The following is a 25,690-nucleotide window of genomic DNA, read 5'->3' as shown; positions in this document are numbered from 1 at the left end:
ATGTGCCACTATGACGGAACAAAATACCCCATCCGCCCCGGTTGAAGAGCCAACCACCGCGGTTGAGAGCTCCCAGCAGCCAGCCGCTGCCAGCCGCAAAGGCAAGAACACCGGCCCGGTGCTCGGCGCGATCGCTATCGTGCTGGTCATCGCCCTCGGCGCGGGCGGCTATTACCACACGCACAAGCAGGCGCAACAGCTGATCGCCGCCAATCAGGCACTGCAGCAGCAGCTTGAAGGCGTAAAGCAGAGCCAGCAGCAGGAAAGAAACGCGCTGGAAGGCCTGCTGCAACAGCAGGGTAAAACCCTGGACGCCGCCGATCGCGAGCAGGCGAATCTGGCGCGCCAACTGAGCGAGCTGCAGGAAAAAGTGGCGACCATCTCCGGCAGCGACGCCAAAACCTGGCTGCTGGCGCAGGCCGATTTCCTGGTGAAAATGGCCGGCCGCAAGCTGTGGAGCGATCAGGACGTCACCAGCGCCGCCGCGCTGCTGAAAAGCGCCGACGCCAGCCTGGCGGACATGAACGATCCGAGCCTGCTCGACGTGCGCCGCGCCATTACCGAAGACATCAGCACGCTTTCCACGCTGACCCAGGTCGATTACGACGGCATCATCCTCAAGGTCAATCAGCTGTCCAATCAGGTGGATAACCTGCGCCTGGCGGACAACGACACCGACGAAGCGCCGATGGATCAAAACAGCAGCGAGCTCTCCGGCTCGATCGGCGAATGGCGGCAGAACCTGGCCAAGAGCTGGCGCAATTTCATGGCCGACTTCATCACCATCCGCCGCCGCGACACCAGCGCCGAACCGCTGCTGGCGCCGAACCAGGACATCTACCTGCGCGAGAACATCCGTTCGCGCCTGCTGGTGGCCGCACAGGCCATCCCGCGCCATCAGAACGAGACCTACAAGCAGTCGCTGGAAACCGTCTCCACCTGGGTGCGCGCCTATTTCGACACCACCGACCCGGCGACCAAGGCCTTCCTGGAAGAACTGGACAACCTGAGCCAACAGTCGATCTCGATGGATGTGCCGGATCAGCTGAAGAGCCAGCCGCTGCTGGAAAAAGTGATGCAGACCCGGGTGCGCAACCTGATGACCCAGTCCCCTGCCGCTCACCAGGAGGGTTAAGCCATGTTACGCGTGCTATTTCTGTTCCTGGTGGTGATCGCCAGCGTGGTGCTCGGGCCGATGTTGGCCGGGCATCAGGGCTATGTGCTGATCCAGACCGATAACTACAATATTGAAACCAGTGTCACCGGCCTGGTGATCATGCTGGTGCTGCTGTTCGTGGTGCTGCTGGCGATCGAGTGGATCCTGCGCCGCATCTTCCGTACCGGCGCCCGCACGCGCGGCTGGTTTATCGGCCGCAAGCGCACCCGCGCGCGCCAGCAAACCAAAGCCGCGCTGATCAAACTGGCGGAAGGCGACTACAAACAGGTTGAAAAGCTGATGACGCGCAACGCCGATCACGCTGAGCAACCGGTGGTGAACTACCTGCTGGCCGCCGAGGCCGCACAGCAACGCGGCGATGACTTCCGTACCAACCAATATCTGGAGCGCGCCGCTGAAGCCGCCGATACCGATCAGCTGCCGGTGGATATCACCCGGGTTCGCATCCAGCTGGCGCAGGGCGAGAACCATGCCGCGCGCCACGGCGTCGATCGCCTGCTGAACCAGGCGCCGCGCCATCCGGAAGTGTTGCGCCTGGCGGAACAAGCCTATCTGCGCACCGGCGCCTATGCGTCGCTGCTGGAAGTGCTGCCGTCGATGCGTAAAATCGAGCTGCACAGTGAAGAGCAGCTGCAGGCGTTGCAGCAACAGGCTTACATCGGGCTGATGAATCAGGCGATGGCGGACGAAGGCAGCGAAGGCCTGAAGCGCTGGTGGAAAGATCAGAGCCGCAAGACGCGTCACGAAGTGCCGCTGCAAATCGCGATGGTGGAGCACCTGATCGAATGCAACGACCACGAACTGGCGCAGGAGATTGTGCTCGACAGCCTGAAGCGCCAATATGACGAGCGCCTGGTGCTGTTGCTGCCGCGGCTGAAGTCCGGCAACCCCGAGCAGTTGGAAAAAGCGCTGCGTCAGCAGATGAAGCAACACGGCGCGACGCCGCTGCTGAACAGCACGCTGGGGCAACTGCTGATGAAGCACGGCGAGTGGCAGCAAGCGGCCGACGCTTTCCGCGAAGCGTTGAAACAGCGCCCGGATGCTTACGACTACGCCTGGTTGGCCGATACGCTGGAAAAACTGCATCGTTCGGATGAAGCGGCGCAGATGCGACGTGAGGGACTGATGTTGACGCTGAAACAGAACGGCGGCGAATAACGCCCTGCCCAAGTGAGAAAAGCGCGGCTCCGATGCCGCGCTTTTTTTTGCCCAGGGTTTTCTGTGGCGCAAAAAAAAACACTTGCCGTATGGCAAGTGTATAAAGAAGCAATCAGGTCTAGGACAACAGGGGCGGTGCCTCACTCAACGTTTTGCCCTGAGCGTGATGACGGGTTAGTCATCGTTCTCGTGGGCGATAGGCACCCTAAATCGGCTCTGCGTCATTCCCAGGGTTTATGAAGCCTAAGGCGAACATAAGAGGTGGAATGAGCATCTACGCTATAGGTATTGCATTTGACGTGCCAACTTTTAGATTGAGCCCATTTCCAATGGGAAATTTAATTCAATGCATTGAAATATAAATAATTTATACTTCCCCCCACCCTTCCTGCCTGATACCTCTCCCTGGCATTCCATGCCAGCGGCCGTTATAAGAATGTCGCTTCAAAACGACGGCTTAAGCCAAATCCGGTTTTATCTTTTAAAATCAATAAATTATTTGTCTCAACCTGACGACAGCGCTGGATGGTCATGTCGCTGAAAACCAACATGCTCACAAGCAGGCACAAGATGCCAGCCCTCATGGATGCAAAAAGCCCGCACATTGCTGCGCGGGCCTGCCTTCTCGTCTCGCTTCGCGAGGCTCCTCCTGCGGAGGTGCTCATCCTCATAAACTGCAGACGAAAAAAAACCTGCTTTAAAAAGCAGGTTTTTCGAATGTGGTCGGCGAGAGAGGATTCGAACCTCCGACCCACTGGTCCCAAACCAGTTGCGCTACCAAGCTGCGCTACTCGCCGATTTGTGTTACTCATACTACTCGATTTATCAGACCGTTGTCCATATAAATCTTATATTTATCAGATATTTTGCGTGGTGCGAAGAGAGGGACTTGAACCCTCACGTCCGTAAGAACACTAACACCTGAAGCTAGCGCGTCTACCAATTCCGCCACCTTCGCACTGTCACAAAATACTGCTAAATCTTCACTTCATCAGGAAGTGGGGTGGCTAATGGGACTCGAACCCACGACAACTGGAATCACAATCCAGGGCTCTACCAACTGAGCTATAGCCACCATTACTACTTCTTCTTACTCACGCGGTAATATTACCACCGCAGCTCCTGCGCACAAACTTAATGGCGCGCCCGACAGGATTCGAACCTGAGACCTCTGCCTCCGGAGGGCAGCGCTCTATCCAGCTGAGCTACGGGCGCGTAGCGCCGTTGCGGGAGGGGATACTACGGATTTACGCCAATCCTGTCTAGTGCTTTTTCGCAGAAATGTTGCGTTTGATTACGCTTTGCTCACTCCTGCGCAGGAAAGCGCACTCCGTAGCCCCTTTTCACCGTTTATTGCCGTGTTTCTACCCGATTTTCAGCCGGATGATGTTTCTTATGCATGCCGAAAGCGAAGTAGCACAGGCTGACGCCCGCTAAGAAAATCGCCCCGACCAGCAGGGAAATTCGCGTATCCGGGTTGATTCCCATGCCGACCAGCACGCAAACCAGAAAAACGATGGTCAGATAGTTCACATACGGGAACATGATCGACTTAAAGCTGTGGTTTTTGATCGCTTCCTTATGGACGCGGCGGAAATAGAGCTGGCTTATCAGCACCACGAACCACGGCACCATGCCCGGCAGCACGCTGGCGCTGTAGACATAGACGAACACCTGCTCCGGATTCGGGATAATGTAGTTCAGCGCAGATCCCACCAGCAGGCAGCCGATGGTGACGGCGATGCAATTCACCGGCACGCCGCTGGCGGAAAGCTTGGTCAACGCCGCCGGCAGTTGGCGATTCTTGGCCAGGGCGTACAGCATACGGCCGCCGCTGTACATGCCGCTGTTGCAGCCGGAGAGCGCGGCGGTCAAAACCACGAAGTTGATGATGCCGGCGGCGGCAACGATGCCGATCTTGGCGAAGGTCAGCACGAACGGGCTGCCGGTAGTGCCGATGCCGTTCCAGGGGAAAATGGTGACGATGACGAAGATCGCGCCGACATAGAAGATCAGGATGCGCCACAGGATATTGTTGATCGCGCGTTTCAGCGTCACCTGCGGGTTCTTGGCTTCCCCGGCGGTGATGCCCACCAGCTCAACCCCCTGATAGGACGCTACCACGATGCACAGCGCAAACAGGAAGCCTTTCCAGCCGCCGGCAAAGAAACCGCCGTGCGCCGTCAAATTGGCGAAACCGATAGGTTCACCGCCGTTGCCGAAGCCGAAGAAGATCACCCCCAGCCCCACCAGAATCATCACGATGATAGTGGTGACCTTGATCATGGCGAACCAGAACTCCAGCTCTCCGTACAGTCGCACCGCCGCCAGGTTGGCCAGCGCCACCATCGCCACGGCGATCAGCGCGGGGACCCACTGCGGTATTTCCGGGAACCAGAACTGCACATACACCCCGATAGCGGTGATCTCCGAAATGCCGACGGCGATCCACATAAACCAGTAACCCCAGGCGGTCAGGTAGCCGAAATAGGGATTCATGTATTTATGCGCGTAAACGGCGAACGACCCGGCGACCGGCTCGAGGAACAGCATCTCCCCCATCGAACGCATAATGAAGAACACGAACAGCCCGGCGATGATGTAAGCCAGCAGTACCGACGGCCCGGCCCATTTCAGCGTACTGGCCGATCCCATAAACAGGCCGACACCAATGGTGCCCCCGAGAGCGATAAGCTCGATGTGCCGGGCCTCAAGGCCTCGGTGTAGCCCTTGCGGTTTCTCTTTGTGTGCCATAAATCCTCAATAATTTTTCTCGGGTTGTGTTTGCCTGCCGGCCGCTGCCGGTCGTTATTGTCATTATTAAAAGAATAAATCATCCCCTGCCGTTCGGGTTGGCATCAACGGGTAGTCGGAGCGAAGTTACCGTGAGAAGAACATCGTTCAGCGCTGTCGCATCAGGCTTCAGCGGCCAGGGATAATTTCCGGGCGGTATCGTTTCGCATTTCGCCGCTATAAGCAAACCGCAATTTAAAACTTTATGGAATAAATGCGGCGACGTTTAGGGCTGGGGGTTATAGATATGCGGGAGAAATAGGCAAAAGCAGATTATTGGTACAGCAGTCCGGAGCGGAACAGCACTTTCCACCCCGGATGAGAGGTTACATCTTGCCGCTGTAGTAGTAGCCGACAAACTTCAACAGCTTCAACTGCCGGCCGATGCGGCTGGGTTGGCTGAGCAGGCGGTAGAGCCATTCCAGACCAAGGTTCTGCCACACCTTGGGCGCACGCTTCACATGGCCGGTAAAAACGTCGTAGGTGCCGCCCACGCCCATATACAGCGCCTGCGGATGCACCTTGCGGCAGTCGCGCATCAGGATCTCCTGCTTCGGCGATCCCATCGCCACCGTCACGATAGCGGCGCCGCTGGCGCGAATACGCTCGAACAACGCCTCTCGCTGATCCGGTTTGAAATAGCCGTCCTGGCTGCCCACCAGGTTGACATTCCACTGGCTGCGCAGCTTCTGCTCGGTTTCCGCCAAGACTTCCGGCTTGCCGCCGACCAAGAAGACCGGCGTGCCTTCGCGGCCGGCGCGCTGCATCAACGCTTCCCACAGATCGGCGCCCGCGACGCGCGACACATCCGCCGCCGGGTATTTGCGGCGAATCGAGCGCACCATGCTGATGCCGTCGGCGTACTTGTACTCCGCTTCATCCAGCAACGCATGCAGCGCCGGGTCCTCTTCCGCCTTCAGGATCTTTTCCGCATTCATCGCCACCAGCGTGCCCTGTTTGACCCGGCCGCCGTCGAACAGAAAATCCATACAGTGCGCCATATCGCGAAAGCCCCACAGGCTGAAACCGCGCAGCTCATACTGCGGCACCGAAATCTTTGTTTCCATCGTCGTCATTACCCTTACAAAAGACCGTCCGCCCGTGGGGAAGAGGCCAGCGCGCGGGCGCGCGTCACTCTGGCCTTGATCAGCCCGGCGGTATCGAACAGCCAATACAGCAACTTCGCCAGCACCAGACAGGCGCCGAAAATAATGCAGAAGAACACCACGCGCGACACGAATGAGTCCACCCCTTCACGCGCCAACACGATCATGTTGAACACCGCGCCGAAGCAGAATCCTTGCAGGATAGCCGCCTTATAGCGGTTCGGCTCTGTTTTGCCCAGCTCATACAGCCAGTCGAACCACTTGATGATCATGCCCACCAGAATCGCGCCGAGCGGGATGAACAGCGCGCCGCCCATCACCACCAGCGAACCGATCAGCGTCGGGGATATCGCCAGCCCGGAGTGGTTGTTCAGCACTTCCCAGGTGAAATAGTTGGCCGAGTTCAGCACCACGTCCGGCCGGCCCGGCCATAGCCAGGTTGGGATAAAGACGTAGAAATCACGCAAGATCGGCGCCAGGCCCTGGAAATCGATCTTGTCGTAATTTTGCAGCAGCAGCGCCAGGTTTTCCCACGGCGAGAAGGTGTCTCGGGTCAGATAGAGGAAGGTATAAAACGCTTCCGCGCCGCTGACGTCCAGGCTATAGCGCTTCAACGCCAGCCAGAACATGCCGACCACGCCGAATATGCCCGCCGCCGCCAGCATCCACAGCGTGATCCAGCCGCGCACGATGCCGATAAACAAGAACAGCGCGAAAGCGATAATGATGTTGGCACGGGTGCCGCCGACGATCACGTAGGTCAGAATACCGAACGCCACCGTCGCCACCAGGAACAAAAACCAGGCGCGCAGATCCTGCCGCAGGAAATAGACCACCAGCATCGCCGGAATGAAGAAGTAGAAGAACCGCTTGAGCGCCACGCCGGACACGTCGCTGGAGAAGATCTGACTGTAGGAATTGAGCTTGAACAGCAGGAAGCCGTTCTGCATGAAGAAGATCCCAACGGTACCGATCGCCACCAGCGCCAGCAGCACCCAGGTCATATGAGTCTCTACCCGGTTCATGGTAAACAGCGCCGCGCGCGGCTGAGTGCGGCGCTTGCGCAGCCGGGTCTTGTAAGTGACGTAATAGATGGCGTAAAACGCCGTCGCCGACAGCAGGGCATACAGCAGAAACTCCACCGGCACCACCTCGACGTCAAACTGAAACACCAGCAGGCAGGTTAACGGGAAGCCGAAATAGAACGTCAGCAAATACAGCAGCGAGAAGAAGACGTTGAAGTTAAAGCGCACGCGCCGAAACTCCTGGTAGGTCAGCGTCAGGATAAACGTCAGGCTGACCAGATAGACGACAAACAGGCCGCCGAATTGCGCCAACGTCATGAGTGCTCTCCCGCCGCCAGCGCCAGGGCCTGCTGCCAGCCGTCAACATAGTTCGGATTGAAGAAGGCGATCGCCTGTTTATCCACCGCCGCCAGCTGACGCTGCGCTTCGCGCACCACCGCCTCGTCCAGCGAATCGCCGTAGAACAGCACCGGCAGGTGCTGTTCCGCCAAATCCTGCCAGAACGGGTTTTGCCGGCTGAGCACAAAAGGCACGCCGAACTGAATCAGCAGGCACAGGGTGCCAATCCCCTGCTGGCGATTGAAAATGAAATAGCCCAGATCGCAGGCGCGCAGAATATTGAGGTAGTCCTCGAATGCCACCTGCTGCGTGAGCAGCTGCAGGTTTTTCTCGCCGAACAGCGGCAACCCGGCGGCGCGCACCTGCTCGATGTAAGCATCGTTGTTGGCCGGATAACCCATCGGCAGGATCACGCGCACGTCGGCGCCGAACTGCTGATGAATCGCCTGCAGCGCTTCGATATGCCGATTGCTGCGATCGCCGGAGTTGCCCACCAGAATCGTCATCGGCCCGGCCAGGTTTTTCTCGACGTGAACGTCGGTCAGCGCCGGATCCATGCGGGTAGGGAAATACAGCAGCGAGGCCGGCACCCGCGCATGGCGCTGCTGGTAGTGAATCACGTCGCCGCGAGTGGCAAACACATTCCCTACCCGCCCCTGCGCAATGCGGCGCAGCAGATAGAACAACCGGAATTTCCAACTGGTGGCGTCCTCATACAGATCGGCGCCCCAAATATGCCAACTGACCTGACGCGCCTTGATCTTGCCGCTCAGCAGCGCCAGCCACAGCCCCGGGTTGAACTGGCCGTGCAGGAAGAAACGCGTATCGCGATCGGCTTGGGCGCGCGCGATGACCGCCGCCGCCAGGCTTTTCTTGTCCGCGTAGGGCTCAATGTTCAGGGCGGGGAAATCTCCCAATGCCGCCACATCCTTGGCCGCCACCATAAAATGCCGCGTCTGCTCAGCCGGCAGACGCGGCGCCAACACGTCGTTGAAGAAGCGTAGCACCGTCTGGTTATGATGCGGGATATCGGATCCCAGAACGTGAATCAGTATGGTCATACTCGTCTACGATAAATAAGAAACACGCAGCTACAGAGCGCGAAATACACGATGTAGGTTGCCATATAGGCCTGAGCCGCCCCCAGCGCGCCGCGCAGCGGGATCAGCCAGTGCGAGAACAGCGTCAGCAGCAGAAACTGGCTGACTTCCGTCAGGATATAAAAGCGCAGCGACGCTTTGGCGATCACCAAATAGCCGAACACATAGGCCCCGACTTTCAGCACGTCGCCCACCAGTTGCCAGGCAAACAGATCGCGCATGGCGACGAACTTGTCCGAGAACAACAGCCAGATGGCGAAATCACGCAGCAACCACACCGTAAAGCTCGCCGCCGCTACCGCCGGCAGCACGAATTTCAGCGAGCGCACGATCTCCCGCGAGATGGCGCCCTTGTCCGTCAACCGCGACAGCGTCGGCAGCAGATAGACGGTAAACGAGGCGGTGATAAACTGCAGATAGGCATCGGAAATGCTGCTGACGCCTTGCCAGATCCCCACCTCATCCCAACCGTAATGCGCGGCCAACAGGTTACGCATCATCACGTAAGCCACCGGCAGCGTCACCGAGGTGATCAACGCCATGAGGGTGAATTTGCCGAGGTTGCCGGCCACCCCTTTGTCCCAGCGCGGCGCCAGGTAGCGCAGCGGCAACGTTTTGCGCCGCCACAGCATCAGCCCGGCCGGCAGCACCACCAACGCCGGCACCAACGCCAGCCCTGCCAGCGCGCCTTCATAGCCCCCCAGCTTGAAGCACAGATAATAAGCCATCACGCCGATCAGGCTGCCGCCGATCACCGCCAGCGCGTTGCCCATCGCGTCGCGATAGCCTTTCAGCACCGCCATGAACAGGTTGGCGTAGGCGATGCCCATCTGAATGAAGGCGACGGCGCGCACCACGCCGACGTAATCGGCATGCCCGAACAGCCCGATGCTGATCGGCTCGGCGGCGAACAAAAACACCAGCGCCAGCAAGGTCGAAAAGCCCAGCACGATGCTCGACGCGGTGCCGACCGCCAGACGCAGACGCTGCGAGTCCTGGTGGTACTCCGCCACGTATTTGGTGATGCCGTTAAAAATGCCCGCGCCGGACAGCACGCCCAGCACGGTGATCAACTGGCGAAAGTTACCCGCCTGCCCCACGCCGCTGGGGCCAAACGCCACCGCCAGCAGTTTCACCACCAACAGCCCCACGCCAATCTTGATCAGCGTGGAGCCGGCGGTCCATATCGACGCTTTTGCCAACGACATATCAGGCGAAGAAGCTCAGGATGGTATTGATTACCGTACGTTGATTAGCATCGGACATATTGTAGAACAGCGGCAAACGCACCAGGCGCGCGCTTTCCTGGCTGGTATAGCGATCTTCACCGGCAAAGCGGCCAAACTGTTCGCCGGCCGGGCACGCATGCAGCGGGATATAGTGAAACACCGTCATGATCTCAGCTTCCTTCAGGTAGTCGATAAAGGCGGTGCGATCGTCGATATCACGCAGCTTGATATAGAACATGTGCGCATTGTGCTCGCAGTCCGCCGGCACAGTCGGCAACTCGATACGGCCGGCCTGCGCCAACGGCAGGAAGCTGTCGTAGTAATTCTGCCACAGAGCCAAACGGCGCTGGTTGATGCGTTCCGCCACTTCCAGCTGGCCCCACAGGTAGGCGGCCTGCAGGTCAGACATCAGATAGCTGGAACCGATGTCGCGCCAGGTATATTTGTCGACCTGGCCACGGAAGAACTGACTGCGGTTGGTGCCCTTCTCGCGGATGACTTCAGCCCGATCGATCAGGGCAGGATCGTTCACCAGCGTCGCGCCGCCTTCGCCGCCGGCGGTGTAGTTTTTGGTTTCATGGAAGCTGAAGCAGCCGATATGGCCGATGGTGCCCAATGCCTTGCCTTTGTAGGTCGACATCACGCCCTGCGCGGCGTCTTCCACCACGAAGAGGTTATATTTCTTCGCCAGCGCCATGATGGTATCCATCTCACAGGCAACGCCGGCATAGTGCACCGGTACAATCGCGCGGGTTTTATCGGTGATCGCCGCTTCGATTTTGGTTTCGTCGATGTTCATGGTGTCCGGACGCAGGTCGACGAACACCACTTTGGCACCGCGCAGCACAAAGGCGTTGGCGGTGGAAACGAAGGTAAAGCTCGGCATGATCACTTCGTCACCCGGCTGGATATCCAGCAGGATGGCGGCCATTTCCAACGACGCGGTGCAGGAAGGCGTCAACAGCACTTTCGCGCTGCCGAAACGCTGTTCCATCCACTGCTGGCAGCGACGGGTAAAACCGCCGTCGCCGCACAACTTGCCGCTGCTCATCGCAGCCTGCATATATTCCAGTTCAGTGCCAACAACCGGTGGAGCGTTAAATGGAATCATGTCTACCTCTGTATAACCAGTACGCGGTGCTTTCAATCACGGCACCCTGTCGTTGATAGAGTCGTAATGCGGCGATATTGCCTACCTGGGTCGCAACCCGCAGGCGTTGCATCCCCTGCCGCCGACATTCGGCCAGCGCCGCCGCCATCAGTCTGGAACCAATGCCCCGGCCTGATGCGCCGGGGTAGGCCGCCAGCAAGCCGATACGCATTTCCTGGCCGCCAATGTCGCGCAGGCTGACAAAGCCTTCAGGTTGCCCCTGGTTACCCAATACCAGCAAGCATTGATGATCGAAGGTGCCCAGCACCGCTTTTTCGATCCAGGCCGCATAGAATCGCCCGCTATCGGTGCGCTCGTACCACGGTGCGCGAAATCGGCTGGCGGCGAACACGTCACCGGCGGCAGCCCGCAACGACGGGATGTCCTCGGGCACGGCCATGCGCACCCCGGCCGCAGCGGTATCGACCGTCTCGCGTCCAGTTGCAATGTTCACGGCCAGATCCACTTCGCCTTCGACCAGCCGGAAGCCCAGCGCCGACAGTGCATCGGCCCACTCCAATCGGTAAGCGGGGATTTTAGCCTGCACCAACGCATAAGCATCCAAATCAGCGTTGCTCACGGGGGCCGCAGAGTCGTCGAAATGCAACTTGGCGCTCTTCAATTGGAAGAAGTCGCTCTCCCAATTCAGCGGTTCAATACTGGCGTGGACGTGCATGCAATAAATCCAGTAAGTATTTGCCGTAACCTGTTTTGGCCAGCGTCTGAGCCGCGCGTTTCACGCCCTCATCATCCAGCCAGCCATTGCGCCAGGCGATCTCTTCAAGACAGGCGATTTTAAAGCCCTGACGTTTCTCTACCGTCTGCACGAAGCTACTGGCTTCCAGCAGGCTGTCGTGAGTCCCGGTGTCCAGCCAGGCAAAACCGCGCCCCAGCAGCTCGACGGTCAGCTCGCCACGCTCCAGATACATCTGGTTGATGCTGGTGATCTCCAATTCTCCCCGAGCTGACGGCTTGATCTGCTTGGCGAACTCCACCACCTGAGCATCATAAAAATATAATCCGGTCACCGCCCAATTGGACTTCGGTTTAACCGGCTTTTCTTCGATCGACAGCGCGCGGAAGTGGTCGTCAAACTCCACCACGCCGAAACGCTCGGGATCCATCACCTGATAGCCAAATACAGTGGCACCGGCGGTGCGCGCCGCAACGCTTCTCAGCTTGGGACTGAACCCCTGACCAAAGTAAATATTATCGCCCAACACCAGGCAGCTCGGCTCGCCGGCCAAGAATTCTTCGCCAATCAGAAATGCCTGAGCCAGGCCATCGGGGCTAGGCTGCTCGGCATAGCTGAGATTGATGCCAAACGCTTCGCCGCTGCCCAACAAACGCTTGAAAGAAGGCAGATCTTCCGGCGTGGAGATAATCAGAATGTCTTTGATCCCTGCCAACATCAGTACCGACAGCGGGTAATAGATCATCGGCTTGTCATAAATCGGCAGCAGTTGCTTGGACACGCCGCGCGTGATCGGATGCAGACGCGTACCGGAACCGCCAGCCAGCACAATACCTTTCATACTTACTCCAAAACCCGCCGCACCGCCGCAAAGCGACGCGGCGTTAAATTAATCTGACAACCCCAAACGCTCACCGGCATAAGAACCGTCTTGCACCCGGCGCCACCAGGTTTCGTTAGCCAAATACCAGGCGACCGTCTTGCGAATGCCGCTTTCAAACGTTTCCTGCGGCCGCCAGCCCAACTCGCGATCGATTTTGTCGGCGTCGATGGCGTAACGCATATCGTGGCCTGGGCGATCCTTCACGTAAGTGATCAGATCGCGGTAGTTCGTCACGCCCTGCGGTTTATTTGGCGCCAATTCTTCCAGCAGATCGCAAATGGTCTGCACCACTTCGATATTCTTGCGCTCGTTATGGCCACCAATATTGTAAGTTTCGCCTACCACGCCTTCGGTCACGACCTGATAGAGCGCGCGCGCGTGATCTTCAACATACAACCAGTCACGCACCTGCGCGCCGTTGCCGTATACCGGCAGCGGTTTGCCGGCTACCGCATTCAGGATCACCAACGGAATCAACTTCTCTGGGAAGTGATAAGGGCCGTAGTTGTTCGAACAGTTGGTCACGAGGGTCGGCAAACCGTAGGTGCGCAACCAGGCACGCACCAGATGATCGCTCGATGCCTTGGAGGCGGAATACGGACTGCTCGGCGCATACGGCGTGGTTTCGGTGAACAGATCGTCGGTGCCGTGCAGGTCGCCGTACACTTCGTCGGTGGAGATATGATGGAAGCGGAAAGACTGCTTCTTCTCCGCCGCCAACGGCTGCCAGTAATGGCGCGCCGCTTCCAGCATCGTGTAAGTGCCAACCACGTTGGTCTCGATAAACGCCGCCGGGCCGTCGATAGAACGATCGACGTGGCTTTCCGCCGCCAGGTGCATCACCACGTCCGGCTGATAGCGGGCAAATACCCGGTCCAGCTCGGCACGATCGCAGATGTCGACCTGCTCGAAAGCATAGCGCTCGCTGTCGGCCACCACCGCCAGCGACTCGAGGTTACCGGCATAGGTCAGCTTATCCACTACCACCACGCTGTCGCCGGTGGCTTCGATGATGTGCCGCACCACTGCGGAGCCAATGAAACCGGCGCCGCCGGTGACTAAGATACGCTTCAACGCCAGACTCCCTTGGTATCCACCACCCAGCTTTGCTTGATCTCTTCCGGCCGGATGGCCTTGAACTGTTGGTGATCGACCAACATCACAATCACATCGGCCTGCTGCAACGCCTCAGCGATTGGCGTCAACGTCACATGGCCCGCCAGCGACTTCGGCAACTGTTCGACGTTCGGTTCCACCGCCAGCGTTTCGCCGACGTGCCATTCGGCGATCAGGTGCGCCACTTCCACCGCCGGACTTTCACGCAAATCGTCGATATTCGGTTTGAAGGCCAGGCCGAAGCAGGCGATTTTCACCTCGGACGCGCGCTTGTCGGTGGCGGCCAGGCAATCGGCCACCGCCGCTTTCACCCGGTCGACCACCCACAGCGGTTTGCCGTCGTTCACCAGGCGTGCGGTGTGAATCAAACGCGCCTGCTGCGGGTTTTGCGCCACGATAAACCACGGATCGACGGCGATGCAGTGACCGCCTACGCCCGGCCCCGGCTGCAGAATATTCACCCGCGGATGGCGGTTCGCCAGGCGGATCAGTTCCCAGACGTTGATCCCCTGTTCGGCGCAAATCAACGACAGTTCGTTGGCAAAGGCGATATTCACGTCGCGGAAGCTGTTTTCCGTCAGCTTGCACATCTCGGCAGTGCGTGAGTTGGTGACTACGCATTCCCCCTCGAGGAAAATCTTGTACAGCGCGCTGGCTCGTTCCGAGCACTTCGGCGTCATGCCGCCGATCACTCGGTCGTTTTGAATCAGCTCTACCATCACCTGCCCCGGCAACACGCGCTCCGGACAGTAGGCGATATTCACGTCCGCCGCTTCGCCCGCTTGCTGCGGGAAGCTGAGATCGCTGCGCGCCTGTGCCAACCAGTCCGCCATTTGTTCAGTGGCGCCCACCGGCGAGGTGGACTCCAGGATCACCAGATCGCCTTTTTTCAGCACCGGCGCCAGCGATTTCGCCGCTGCTTCGACATAAGCCAGATCCGGCTCGTGATCGCCCTTGAACGGCGTAGGTACCGCGATCAGGAACGCATCGGCCGCCAGCGGTTTGGTCACCGCCCGCAGGAAACCGCCGTCGACGGCGTCCTTGACCACTTTGTCCAGATCCGGCTCGACGATATGGATCGCGCCGCGGTTAATGGTATCTACCGCATGTTGGTTAACATCTACGCCCACCACTTTTTTCTTGCGGGAAGCAAACGCCGCCGCCGTTGGCAAGCCGATATAACCCAGGCCGATAACCGAAATAGTGTCAAAACTCATAGTGTCACCTGATGATTCTTTAAAGCTTCGAGGATACGCTGACAGGCATGCCCGTCGCCGTATGGGTTATGCGCCCGGCTCATCGCGTGATATTCGCTTTCGTCCGTCAACAGCCGGGTCACCGCTTCAACAATTTTGGCCACATCGGTGCCGACCAGGCGCACCGTGCCCGCATCTACCGCTTCCGGGCGCTCGGTGGTGTCGCGCATCACCAGCACCGGCTTGCCTAACGAGGGCGCCTCTTCCTGAATGCCGCCGGAGTCGGTCAGGATCATGTAAGCGTGGGTCATCAAATAGACAAACGGCAAATAATCCTGCGGCTCGATCAGCATGACGTTGTCGATGCCTTTCAAAATGCGATTCACCGGCTCGCTGACATTCGGATTGAGATGCACCGGGTACACCACCTGCACTTCCGGGTGGCTGCGGGCGATCTCCGCCAGCGCACTGCAAATCCGCTCAAAACCGCCGCCAAAACTTTCCCGGCGATGGCCGGTGACCAGAATCAGTTTTTTGTCGGCATCGAGGAACGGGTAACGCTGCGCCAGGCTGGCGCGCAGCGCAGCATCGCTCATCACGCGATCGCGCACCCAGAACAGCGCGTCGATCACCGTATTGCCGGTCACAAAAATACGGTTGTCCGGCAGCAGCTCGCGCAGCAGGTTTTGGCGCGAGTTCTCGGTCGGCGCGAAGTGGTACATCGCCAGATGGCCGGTCAGTTTTCGGTTGGCCTCTTCCGGCCAGGGAGAATACAGATTGCCGGTACGCAGCCCGGCCTCGACATGCCCGACGGGGATGCGTTGATAGAACGCTGCCAGACTGGTCGCCAGCGTGGTGGTGGTATCGCCGTGCACCAGCACCACGTCCGGTTTGAAGTCTTCCAGCACCCCTTTCAGCCCTTCCAGGATGCGACAGGTGATTTCCGTTAGCCCCTGGCCGGGTTTCATGATGTTCAGGTCGTAATCCGGCGTGATCTCGAACAACCGCAATACCTGATCCAACATCTCACGATGCTGTGCCGTTACGCAGACTCTTGCTTCAAAGGCCTCATCCTGGGCCAGTGCATGTACCAGCGGTGCCATTTTAATGGCTTCAGGTCTGGTGCCGAAAACAGTCAACACTTTCACAGCGAATCTCTTTTGGTCGGTTAATCGCAGGCCCCGCCTGCGAATGGGGCGCTCACGCGCCCTGCATCAGATTATTATATTATTTTTTAACTACGCGGCCGACGCGCCAAGGCAACACCCGCGCCAACCAAAGCGCCCATCGCGCCCCACAGAATCAGCCAGAATACCCGGCGCGGGCTGTCGCGTTTTACCGGCTCTTCCGGCGTGCGCAAATAACGATAGGTCTGGAACTTCTCATCCAACGTCGGGCCAACGTTCAGCGTCGCCAACATTGCGCGATTCTGATCGTAATCCAGATCGTAGGTCGGGCCGGAGGCCTGCAGGCCTTCCAGACGCGCCTGCAGCATTGGCCGGCCCAGCAGGAACAGATCCGAATCCGGCAACTGTTCTGCCGGGGTGTCGGTTTGCGTTCGGCTGATCCCCTGGCTTTCGGCGATTTTCAACGCCTGCTGCGTGGTGTTCAGCTCGCGCTTGTAAACCGACTCCGCCACCGCTTCCTGGCGCTTGACCTGTGCCTTCATCGAAGTAGTGCGAGCGGCCCACGCCCCCTGAATCTCTTCGTTCAGATGCAGGGCAGCGCGGTGGCTGGCGAAGGCCACATATTGGCGCAGCAGGCGGTTGGCGTCTGCGGCGGTTTCCGCCGTCAGCTTCACGCCGTCGTTCGGGACTTTTTTGTCGTCGCGCGGCGTGAACAGGATGTTATTGATCAACTCGTCGAGCAATGCCGCATCGGCGCGTGCATCCCCTTCCTGACGCTGTTTGTAGTAATCGCTCTGCAGCCAGAAATCGCGACGCGTGTCGTAAGCCGCCAGCTGCATGATGAACTCATTGTACGCTTCATCCGCGATGCTCGGCTGATCGCCGGCCATCGCCGGCAGCGTGCGCACGTCCAGATTGCGCAGGAACTGCTGCTGGGAATAGTAACCACCCAGCGCATTCACCGTGGGTTTGTCGGTGATTGCGGTCGCGCTCCACTCTTGCTTAACCAGGTAAGAAACGATCAGCGCGACCGCCGCGAACAGCACCGCAATGCCGATAATCCACGGTTTGCCGCGCCACAGGGTGCAGCACAGGCCGCGGATATCGAGTTCGTTATCCACCGCCGGGGTATGCTTGTCAGACGTTGTTTCTGGATTCATCACAGCCAAAAAGCCTCTGGTTAAGATACTTGCTTGTTATCGCTCGAACGCCGCAGCCGGCGCTTGATACGCTTAATGTACCGCGCAACCCGCCAGGCGCGCTTGATGCAGTAACCGTACAGGAAGAAAGCAAGCAAAAATAATGCCAACATAACCCACTCAGGGATAAAAGTCAGGCGTTCGCCGATCACGCCCACCGCCGCCAGCAATGCGGCCGCCAGGGTGATCAACACGAAAGCCTGCCGCGGCGTAAAGCCGGCGCGCATGATCAGGTGGTGAATATGTTGACGATCGGGAGAGAAGGGGCTCATCCCCTTGCGTAAACGACGGTACATGATTGCTATCATGTCCATCAGCGGAATAGCGATGATCCACAGCGCGGTCACCGGGTTGATCGAGTGTGCCTTACCCTGCGAGCTTTGCAGCAGCAGCCAAATGGCGGTAAAGCCGATCAGGGTGCTGCCGGCGTCCCCCATAAACACCTTATAACGGCGGCCGAGGATGCCGAGGTTGAGCAAAATATAGGGAACGATGGTGGCGATCATCGCAAAGCACCAGAACGCCAGCTCATGATGGCCGCTCAGGTACAGCAGCAGGCCCAGCGCCCCGAAGGAAACGCACGACAGCCCACCCAGCAGGCCATCGATGCCGTCGACCATGTTGAAGGCGTTGATCGCCGCCCATACCGCGAACAGCGTCACCAGATAGCCGAACGGCCCCAGCAGCATCTCCCAGTCACCCAGCACATGGCCGAAGCTGCGCAGATACAGACCGGCGAACACCATCATGGCGATGCCGACCAGCGCCTGCACCAGGGCGCGGATTTTAACGCTGATATCGAAACGATCGTCGAGCGCGCCCACAAACACCAGAATGCCGGCGCAGGTGAGATAAAGCTTGGCGTGCGCGATAGGTTGTTCGGAAATCCAAAACGCGAAGCACAACCCGGCATAAACGGAAATACCGCCGACCAGCGGAATCAACCCCTGATGGCGTTTGCGATAATTGGGTTTATCTACCAGACCAATACGTTTTGCCGCCTTGCGGGCAACAAAGAGAAAAGCCAAAGAAAACAGGAAAACAAATAGAATTTCAGTACTCATAGTGAGTAAGTTCACAGTTAACAGATCTCTGTAGAAGATAAGGCAGCTTACCACGGGCAATAGCTTGTGCCATCGACCCCCGCCACCTTTCGGTCATTTCCTATGACAACGGTGATTCATGCCTATTTTCTTCGCATCGGCTGACAAAACGACAGCAGCAAAGCCGACCGGCACCGGGCCGACCGACAAACAAGATGAATTCTCAATAAGTCGAGGAAACAACTTACTTTTCCATTACTGCTACTTATCGTATCCGCCAAAAGCGAAAAACGCCACGACTAGGCGTGGCGTTCAGCGAATTTTTTAACGAATTATGAGCGTTTCATCATATCGAAGAATTCATCGTTGGTTTTGGTCATCGCCAACTTATTAATGAGGAACTCCATCGCGTCAATCTCACCCATCGGGTGAATGATTTTGCGCAGGATCCACATTTTCTGCAGCTCTTCGGAAGTGGTGAGCAGCTCTTCTTTACGGGTACCGGAGCGGTTGTAATCGATCGCAGGGAATACGCGTTTCTCGGCGATTTTACGCGCCAGATGCAATTCCATGTTGCCGGTACCTTTAAATTCTTCGTAGATCACTTCATCCATCTTCGAACCGGTATCAACCAGCGCGGTCGCGATGATGGTCAGGCTGCCGCCCTCTTCCACGTTACGTGCCGCACCGAAGAAACGCTTCGGACGATGCAGGGCGTTGGCGTCCACACCACCGGTCAGCACCTTGCCAGAGGCCGGTACCACGGTGTTGTAGGCACGCGCCAGACGGGTGATGGAGTCGAGCAGAATGATCACGTCTTTCTTGTGCTCAACCAGGCGCTTGGCCTTCTCGATCACCATTTCGGCCACTTGCACGTGACGCGAAGCCGGCTCGTCGAAGGTCGAGGCGATCACTTCGCCTTTCACCAGGCGCTGCATCTCGGTCACTTCTTCCGGACGTTCGTCGATCAGCAGCACCATCAGCACGCAGTCTGGGTGGTTGTAGGCAATGCTCTGCGCAATATTCTGCAGCAGCATGGTTTTACCGGCTTTCGGCGGTGCCACGATCAGGCCACGCTGGCCGCGGCCAATAGGCGCCGCCAGATCCAGTACGCGCGCCGTCAGGTCTTCGGTCGAGCCGTTGCCGCGCTCCATCCGCAGACGAGAATTGGCGTGCAGCGGCGTCAAGTTCTCGAACAGGATCTTGCTGCGGGCGTTTTCCGGCTTGTCGTAGTTGACTTCGTTGACTTTCAACAGGGCAAAATAGCGCTCGCCTTCTTTTGGCGGACGAATCTTACCGGAAATGGTGTCACCAGTGCGGAGGTTGAAGCGGCGGATTTGGCTAGGGGATACGTAGATGTCGTCGGGACCGGCGAGGTAGGAACTGTCTCCAGAGCGGAGGAAACCGAATCCATCCTGCAATATCTCGAGCACGCCGTCGCCGAAGATATCTTCTCCGCTTTTCGCATGTTGCTTCAGAATGGAGAAGATAATGTCCTGCTTGCGCATACGGGCAAGGTTTTCCAGCCCCATATTTTCGCCGAGAGTAATCAGCTCAGAAACCGGCGTATTCTTTAATTCGGTAAGATTCATAGTGGTGGGTTCTTAAACTCGGGGTATGTCTCGAACTTGTATCGTGAATGGTATGGCAGCGAAATGCGTGCCTGTTTACTGGACGTTCGATCACCGGGCGCAGAGCCGTCGCGGTAAGAAATGGCTTACATCGGGCGCACGCATTGACGGTTGAAGATCGAAGGTACCTTAAAAATGATTTTTGCAAAACCGTTTGATTGCCAAAACACGGGCTGAGTTCAGTTTACTTTCAACGCCAGTGATTCGACACAGAGTATAGCTTTAGATTCAAACTCTTTAGATTTAAAACTTCGGGCAAGTTCTATATGCAGTGTGGTTAAACTTAACACGCTTCTTGGCAGGCGTCTAGCGGTGAATTGAACATCACCGCCAGGCGCCTGATACTGGGCTTCCCGCCCGATTACAGATTCGCGTTCAGGAAATCTTTGAGCTGACCTTTGGACAACGCGCCAACCTTGGTCGCGGCCACTTCACCGTTCTTGAACAGCAACAGCGTAGGGATGCCACGGATACCGTACTTAGGCGCGGTAGCCGGGTTCTGATCGATATTCAGCTTGGTGATGGTCAGTTTGCCTTCGAACTCTTCGGCAATCTCATCCAGAATCGGAGCAATCATCTTGCACGGCCCACACCATTCAGCCCAGAAATCGACCAGGATCGGCCCTTCCGCTTTCAGCACGTCAGCTTCGAAGCTGCTGTCAGTCAGGTGAATAATTTTATCGCTCATGTTCTACTCCACAGGATTATGTCTACCTTGTTGGTGTAGCATTAACCAACTCAAGGTGATTTTATTGCACCGCGTTTATTTCAACGGATGTGCTTTCGTAAAGCAATAGTTAGCTGATATTCTACCACACTATGAGCAAAACACACTTGACCGAACAGAAGTTTTCCGACTTCGCCCTGCACCCGTTAGTCCTTGAAGCCCTTGAGAAAAAAGGGTTTCACAATTGCACGCCCATCCAGGCGTTAGCATTGCCGCTCACGCTCTCCGGGCGTGACGTTGCAGGTCAGGCGCAAACCGGTACCGGAAAGACGCTGGCGTTTTTGGCGTCTACTTTTCACTATTTGCTGACTCACCCGGCGAAACAGGATCGCCAGACCAATCAGCCGCGCGCCTTGATCATGGCGCCTACGCGTGAACTGGCGGTGCAAATCCACTCCGATGCGGAAGCGCTCTCCCAGAGCACCGGCCTGAAACTGGGCCTGGCCTACGGCGGCGACGGCTACGACAAACAGCTGAAGGTGCTGGAAAGCGGCGTGGACATTCTGATTGGCACCACCGGCCGTTTAATCGATTACACCAAACAGAACTATGTCGATCTCGGCGCGATGCAGGTCGTCGTGCTGGATGAAGCCGATCGCATGTACGATCTTGGCTTTATCAAAGACATCCGTTGGCTGTTCCGCCGCATGCCTGCGGCCGATCAACGCCTGAACATGCTGTTCTCCGCTACCCTGTCCTATCGCGTACGCGAACTGGCCTTCGAGCAGATGAACAACGCCGAATATGTTGAAGTGGAACCGGAACAGAAAACCGGCCACCGCATTAAAGAAGAGCTGTTCTACCCGTCCAACGAAGAAAAAATGCGTCTGCTGCAGACGCTGATCGAAGAAGAGTGGCCGGATCGCGCCATCATCTTTGCCAACACCAAGCACCGCTGCGAAGACATCTGGGGCCATCTGGCCGCCGACGGTCACCGCGTGGGCCTGCTGACCGGTGACGTGGCGCAGAAAAAACGCCTGCGCATCCTCGACGACTTCACCAAAGGCAATCTCGATATTCTGGTCGCCACCGACGTCGCCGCGCGCGGTCTGCACATCCCTTCCGTCACGCACGTCTTCAACTACGATCTGCCTGACGACTGCGAAGACTACGTGCACCGCATCGGCCGTACCGGCCGCGCAGGCGCCAGCGGCCACTCCATCAGCCTGGCGTGTGAAGAGTATGCGCTCAACCTGCCGGCGATCGAGACCTATATCGATCACAGCATTCCAGTGAGCAAGTACAACAGCGATGCGCTGCTAACCGATCTACCGGCGCCGAAGCGCCTGTCGCGTCCGCGCGGCGGCAACGGCCCACGTCGCAACTCCGCGCCACGTCGCGGCGGCGCGCCGCGCAACAACCGTAAACGTTCGAGCTGATCGCCATGCTCAGCTCCAGCACGCTTTATGCTGCCATCGATCTCGGCTCCAACAGCTTCCACATGTTGGTAGTGCGCGAGGTGGCCGGCAGCATTCAGACTCTGGCGCGGATCAAGCGCAAAGTGCGCCTGGCGGCCGGGCTGGATCAGAACAATCACCTGTCGCATGAGGCCATGCAACGCGGCTGGCAGTGCCTGCGGCTGTTCTCCGAACGCCTGCAGGACATCCCGCGCGAGCAGATCCGCGTCGTCGCCACCGCCACGCTGCGTCTGGCGTCCAACGCCGATGAGTTCCTGCAGGCAGCCGAGCAAATCCTCGGCTGCCCGGTACAGGTGATCAGCGGCGAAGAAGAGGCACGGCTGATCTATCACGGCGTCGCGCACACCACCGGCGGGCCGGATCGTCGGCTGGTCGTCGACATCGGCGGCGGCAGCACCGAACTGGTCACCGGCAGCGGCGCACAGGCAACGCAGCTGTATAGCCTGTCGATGGGCTGCGTCACCTGGCTGGAACGCTACTTCAGCGATCGCAACCTCGGGCAAGAAAACTTCGAGCGCGCCGAACAGGCCGCGCGCGAAATGGTGCGGCCGATCGCACCGCAATTGCGCCAGCAAGGTTGGCAGATCTGCGTCGGCGCTTCCGGCACCGTGCAAGCGCTGCAGGAGATCATGGTGGCGCAGGGCATGGATGAGCGCATCACCCTGCCCAAACTGCGCCAGCTGAAACAGCGCGCCATTCAGTGCGGCAAGCTGGAAGAGCTGGAGATCGAAGGGTTGACGCTGGAGCGCGCGCTGGTGTTCCCGAGCGGCCTGTCCATCCTGTTGGCCATCTTCCAGGAGCTGGGCATCGAGAGCATGATGCTGGCCGGCGGGGCGCTGCGTGAAGGTCTGGTTTACGGCATGCTGCATCTGCCGGTGGAGCAGGATATTCGCATCCGCACCATCCGCAACCTGCAGCGCCGCTACCTGATCGACACCGAGCAGGCCGAACGCGTCAGCCAGCTCGCCGCCAACTTCTCCCAGCAGGTCGCCAACGAGTGGCAGCTGGATGCACGATGTCGCGAGCTGTTGCACAGCGCCAGCCTGATCCACGAACTCGGCCTCAGCGTCGATTTCAAGCAGGCGCCGCAACACGCCGCCTACCTGATCCGCCACCTGGACTTACCCGGCTTTACCCCGGCGCAGAAAAAACTGCTGGCCACCCTGCTGCAAAATCAGAGCAACACCCTCGACCTGTCGCTGTTGAACCAGCAAAACGCCCTGCCGCCGCGCACTGCGCAGCGCCTGTGCCGCATTTTGCGCCTGGCTATCATCTTCGCCAGCCGCCGCCGCGACGACACGCTGCCGGCGGTGCGGTTACGCGCCAATCAGGACGATGAACTGACGGTGATCTTGCCGCCGGGCTGGCTGGAACAGCATCCGCTGCGCGCCGAGGCGCTGGAGCAGGAAAGCCACTGGCAGAGCTACGTCCACTGGACGCTGCGGTTGGAAGAACAACGTTGACATGACCAGGGCGCGAATCGCGCCCTTTCTTTTTAATTCCCGCCTTTGGCCTTGGCCAGCTGGGCGCGGATATTGGCCAGATGGCTCTGCCCCTTCTGCATCCGCTCCTGCGGGCTCACCACTTTGCGTTCGGTTTCCCACGCCAAATCGTCCTGCGGCAGCTCCAGCAGGAACCGGCTCGGCTCCGGCCGCACCAGCTCGCCGTACTGACGGCGCTCGCGGCACAGGGTGAAAATCAGCTCTTTTTGCGCGCGGGTGATCCCTACATAGGCCAGACGCCGCTCTTCATCGACATTGTCTTCGTCGATGCTGCTCTGGTGCGGCAGCAGCCCCTCTTCCATGCCCACCAGGAACACGTAAGGGAACTCCAGTCCCTTTGAGGCGTGCAGCGTCATCAGCTGCACCTGATCCAGCTCCTCTTCACTTTCGCCGCGTTCCATCATGTCACGCAGGGTGAAGCGCGTCACGACCTGGGTCAGCGTCATCGGCTCGTCCAGATCGTTGCCTTCCAGCATTTCCGTCATCCAACCGAACAGCGTGTTGACGTTTTTCATCCGCATTTCGGCGGCCTTCGGGCTGGTCGAGGTTTCAAACAGCCAGCTCTCATAATCCACGCCGCGGATCAGATCGCGCACCGCCGCCACCGGCTCACGTTCCGCCTGCTGGGCGATGCCGCCCAGCCAATGGGTGAAGCGCTGCAGCGATTCCAGCCCGCGTCCGGTCAAGTGCTGGCTCAGCCCCAGATCGAAGCTGGCATGGAACAAACTTTTGTTGCGCTGGTTGGCCCACTCGCCAAGCTTCTGCAGCGTTGCCGGGCCGATCTCGCGCTTGGGGGTATTGACGATGCGCAGAAAGGCGCTGTCGTCTTCCGGGTTGGTCAGCACGCGCAGGTAAGCCAGCAGATCCTTGATCTCGGGGCGCGAGAAGAACGAGGTGCCGCCGGAAATCTTGTACGGGATACGGTTCTGCATCAGCATCTTTTCAAACACCCGCGACTGGTGATTGCCACGGTACAGGATCGCATAGTCGCCGTAATTGGTCTTTTTCACGAAGTGGTGGGCGATAAGCTCCCCAACCACCCGCTCGGCTTCGTGATCCTCATTGTTGGCGGTCACTACCTTCAGCTCTTCGCCATACCCCAGCTCAGAAAACAGCCGCTTTTCAAACACGTGTGGGTTATTGGCGATCAGAATGTTGGCCGCCTTCAAAATGCGCTCGCTGGAACGGTAGTTTTGCTCCAGCTTGATCACCTGCAGCGCCGGGAAATCTTCCTTCAGCAACACCAGGTTCTGCGGCCGCGCGCCGCGCCAGGAGTAGATCGACTGGTCGTCGTCGCCCACCACGGTAAAGCGCGCGCGGTTGCCCACCAGCAGCTTCACCAGCTCGTATTGGCTGGTGTTGGTATCCTGATACTCATCCACCAGCAGATAGCGGATGCGCTGCTGCCAGCGTTCGCGCACCTCTTCGTTGCGTTGCAACAGCAGCGTCGGCAGCAGGATCAGGTCATCGAAGTCCAGCACATTGCACGCCCGCATATGGGCGTGGTAAAGACCGTAGCAGTGGGCGAACAGCTTGTCGCGTTCCGAGCGCGCCAACTCTGCCGCCCGCTGGGGATCGATCAGGTCGTTTTTCCAGTTGGAGATGGTCGAAATCAGCTGCGCCACCAGCGTTTTGTCGCTTTCCAGCCACTTTTCGGTCAGCTCTTTCAATAGCGCCAGCTGATCCTGATCGTCGAACAGCGAGAAGTTGGACTTCATCCCCAACGCCACGTATTCACGCTTGATGATCTCCAGCCCCAGGGTATGGAAGGTCGAAATCATCAGCCCGCGCGCCTCTTTGCGCCCCAGGGTTTGCGACACGCGCTCTTTCATCTCGCGTGCGGCCTTGTTGGTAAAGGTCACGGCGGCGATGTGCCGCGCCTGATAGCCGCAGTGGTGGATCAGGTGGGCTATCTTGTTGGTGATAACGCGCGTCTTGCCGGAACCGGCGCCGGCCAACACCAGGCAGGGCCCGGTAACGAATTCGACGGCTTGTTGTTGGCTGGGGTTTAATCGCATGGTGCTGGCTTGCTCAACTGTAAAACGTGGAAGGGAATTGTAGCAGAAAGCGCCGATGA

General features: G+C 58.5%; 21 protein-coding genes and 4 tRNA genes. 4 read left to right on the top strand and 21 right to left on the bottom strand.

The window, feature by feature from the left end:
* The first annotated feature begins 10 nt into the window (after window positions 1-10).
* Window positions 11-1,135: a uroporphyrinogen-III C-methyltransferase gene (gene hemX, locus AC2CGI_RS20910; RefSeq protein ID WP_015376260.1), complete on the top strand. Its 1,125-nt coding sequence runs from the start codon at window positions 11-13 to the stop codon at window positions 1,133-1,135.
* Window positions 1,136-1,138: 3 nt separating this feature from the next.
* Entirely contained in the window at window positions 1,139-2,335 is a 1,197-nt protein-coding gene (hemY, locus tag AC2CGI_RS20905; protein ID WP_004934228.1) for a protoheme IX biogenesis protein HemY, read from the top strand.
* A gap of 428 nt (window positions 2,336-2,763) precedes the next feature.
* On the opposite strand, the gene AC2CGI_RS20900 is transcribed toward hemY, so the two are convergent.
* From AC2CGI_RS20900 to trxA, 20 genes are all read right to left on the bottom strand, one after another.
* Window positions 2,764-3,000, bottom strand: coding sequence for a hypothetical protein (locus AC2CGI_RS20900; protein WP_130054954.1), 237 nt, complete (start codon window positions 2,998-3,000; stop codon window positions 2,764-2,766).
* Window positions 3,001-3,055: 55 nt separating this feature from the next.
* Window positions 3,056-3,132: transfer RNA gene (locus tag AC2CGI_RS20895), tRNA-Pro, on the bottom strand.
* Window positions 3,133-3,206: 74 nt separating this feature from the next.
* Window positions 3,207-3,293 (bottom strand) — tRNA-Leu (locus tag AC2CGI_RS20890).
* 41 nt (window positions 3,294-3,334) lie between these two features.
* Window positions 3,335-3,410 (bottom strand) — tRNA-His (locus AC2CGI_RS20885).
* 63 nt (window positions 3,411-3,473) lie between these two features.
* A tRNA-Arg gene (locus tag AC2CGI_RS20880) sits at window positions 3,474-3,550 on the bottom strand.
* A 135-nt stretch (window positions 3,551-3,685) separates the two neighbouring features.
* The gene (gene thrP / locus AC2CGI_RS20875; protein WP_076741144.1) at window positions 3,686-5,089 is read right to left on the bottom strand and encodes a bifunctional threonine/serine APC transporter ThrP; all 1,404 of its coding nucleotides are present in this window, start codon (window positions 5,087-5,089) and stop codon (window positions 3,686-3,688) included.
* A 365-nt stretch (window positions 5,090-5,454) separates the two neighbouring features.
* A complete protein-coding gene (gene wecG, locus AC2CGI_RS20870) occupies window positions 5,455-6,195 on the bottom strand; it encodes a lipopolysaccharide N-acetylmannosaminouronosyltransferase (protein WP_004934224.1) in 741 nt (246 codons plus the stop codon).
* 14 nt (window positions 6,196-6,209) lie between these two features.
* Complete coding sequence (wzyE, locus tag AC2CGI_RS20865) at window positions 6,210-7,577, bottom strand: ECA oligosaccharide polymerase (protein ID WP_015376259.1); 1,368 nt, start codon at window positions 7,575-7,577, stop codon at window positions 6,210-6,212.
* Window positions 7,574-8,659, bottom strand: coding sequence for a TDP-N-acetylfucosamine:lipid II N-acetylfucosaminyltransferase (locus AC2CGI_RS20860; protein WP_015376258.1), 1,086 nt, complete (start codon window positions 8,657-8,659; stop codon window positions 7,574-7,576). The genes wzyE and AC2CGI_RS20860 overlap by 4 nt, the downstream gene beginning before the upstream one ends.
* Window positions 8,656-9,906 (bottom strand): lipid III flippase WzxE, encoded by a 1,251-nt coding sequence (gene wzxE, locus AC2CGI_RS20855; protein WP_015376257.1) that lies wholly within the window; start codon window positions 9,904-9,906, stop codon window positions 8,656-8,658. The genes AC2CGI_RS20860 and wzxE overlap by 4 nt, the downstream gene beginning before the upstream one ends.
* Before the next feature lies 1 nt (window position 9,907).
* Window positions 9,908-11,038, bottom strand: a complete 1,131-nt coding sequence (rffA, locus tag AC2CGI_RS20850; protein ID WP_015376256.1) for a dTDP-4-amino-4,6-dideoxygalactose transaminase — start codon at window positions 11,036-11,038, stop codon at window positions 9,908-9,910.
* The gene (gene rffC, locus AC2CGI_RS20845; protein ID WP_021505186.1) at window positions 11,025-11,753 is read right to left on the bottom strand and encodes a dTDP-4-amino-4,6-dideoxy-D-galactose acyltransferase; all 729 of its coding nucleotides are present in this window, start codon (window positions 11,751-11,753) and stop codon (window positions 11,025-11,027) included. The genes rffA and rffC overlap by 14 nt, the downstream gene beginning before the upstream one ends.
* The gene (rfbA, locus tag AC2CGI_RS20840) at window positions 11,731-12,612 is read right to left on the bottom strand and encodes a glucose-1-phosphate thymidylyltransferase RfbA (RefSeq protein ID WP_015376254.1); all 882 of its coding nucleotides are present in this window, start codon (window positions 12,610-12,612) and stop codon (window positions 11,731-11,733) included. Before rfbA ends, rffC begins: the two co-directional genes overlap by 23 nt.
* 48 nt (window positions 12,613-12,660) lie before the next feature.
* Window positions 12,661-13,728 carry a dTDP-glucose 4,6-dehydratase gene (rffG, locus tag AC2CGI_RS20835; RefSeq protein ID WP_076741145.1) on the bottom strand — a complete coding sequence of 356 codons (1,068 nt, stop codon included), beginning with the start codon at window positions 13,726-13,728 and terminating at the stop codon, window positions 12,661-12,663.
* A complete protein-coding gene (gene wecC / locus AC2CGI_RS20830; protein ID WP_015376252.1) occupies window positions 13,725-14,987 on the bottom strand; it encodes a UDP-N-acetyl-D-mannosamine dehydrogenase in 1,263 nt (420 codons plus the stop codon). The genes rffG and wecC overlap by 4 nt, the downstream gene beginning before the upstream one ends.
* Window positions 14,984-16,114, bottom strand: coding sequence for a non-hydrolyzing UDP-N-acetylglucosamine 2-epimerase (gene wecB / locus AC2CGI_RS20825; protein WP_004934198.1), 1,131 nt, complete (start codon window positions 16,112-16,114; stop codon window positions 14,984-14,986). Before wecB ends, wecC begins: the two co-directional genes overlap by 4 nt.
* Before the next feature lie 86 nt (window positions 16,115-16,200).
* On the bottom strand, window positions 16,201-17,253 hold the full coding sequence (gene wzzE / locus AC2CGI_RS20820) for an ECA polysaccharide chain length modulation protein (RefSeq protein WP_021505188.1): 1,053 nt from the start codon (window positions 17,251-17,253) through the stop codon (window positions 16,201-16,203).
* 20 nt (window positions 17,254-17,273) lie between these two features.
* Window positions 17,274-18,371, bottom strand: a complete 1,098-nt coding sequence (wecA, locus tag AC2CGI_RS20815; protein ID WP_004934192.1) for a UDP-N-acetylglucosamine--undecaprenyl-phosphate N-acetylglucosaminephosphotransferase — start codon at window positions 18,369-18,371, stop codon at window positions 17,274-17,276.
* Between the two features lie 296 nt (window positions 18,372-18,667).
* Window positions 18,668-19,927, bottom strand: coding sequence for a transcription termination factor Rho (gene rho, locus AC2CGI_RS20810; RefSeq protein WP_004934188.1), 1,260 nt, complete (start codon window positions 19,925-19,927; stop codon window positions 18,668-18,670).
* A 400-nt stretch (window positions 19,928-20,327) separates the two neighbouring features.
* Window positions 20,328-20,654, bottom strand: a complete 327-nt coding sequence (gene trxA, locus AC2CGI_RS20805; protein ID WP_004934187.1) for a thioredoxin TrxA — start codon at window positions 20,652-20,654, stop codon at window positions 20,328-20,330.
* Window positions 20,655-20,785: 131 nt separating this feature from the next.
* Here trxA and rhlB point away from each other — a divergent pair, with 131 nt between their 5' ends.
* Complete coding sequence (gene rhlB, locus AC2CGI_RS20800; protein WP_015376249.1) at window positions 20,786-22,072, top strand: ATP-dependent RNA helicase RhlB; 1,287 nt, start codon at window positions 20,786-20,788, stop codon at window positions 22,070-22,072.
* A 5-nt stretch (window positions 22,073-22,077) separates the two neighbouring features.
* Complete coding sequence (ppx, locus tag AC2CGI_RS20795; protein WP_049278782.1) at window positions 22,078-23,574, top strand: exopolyphosphatase; 1,497 nt, start codon at window positions 22,078-22,080, stop codon at window positions 23,572-23,574.
* Between the two features lie 32 nt (window positions 23,575-23,606).
* On the opposite strand, the gene rep is transcribed toward ppx, so the two are convergent.
* A complete protein-coding gene (gene rep / locus AC2CGI_RS20790) occupies window positions 23,607-25,631 on the bottom strand; it encodes a DNA helicase Rep (RefSeq protein ID WP_004934177.1) in 2,025 nt (674 codons plus the stop codon).
* Window positions 25,632-25,690 lie beyond the last annotated feature (59 nt).

The sequence above is a fragment of the Serratia sp. LSHTC3 genome (genome assembly GCF_057197125.1).
The sequence above is the reverse complement of the archived record's forward strand: the minus strand, read 5'-3'. Positions and strand labels throughout refer to the sequence as shown.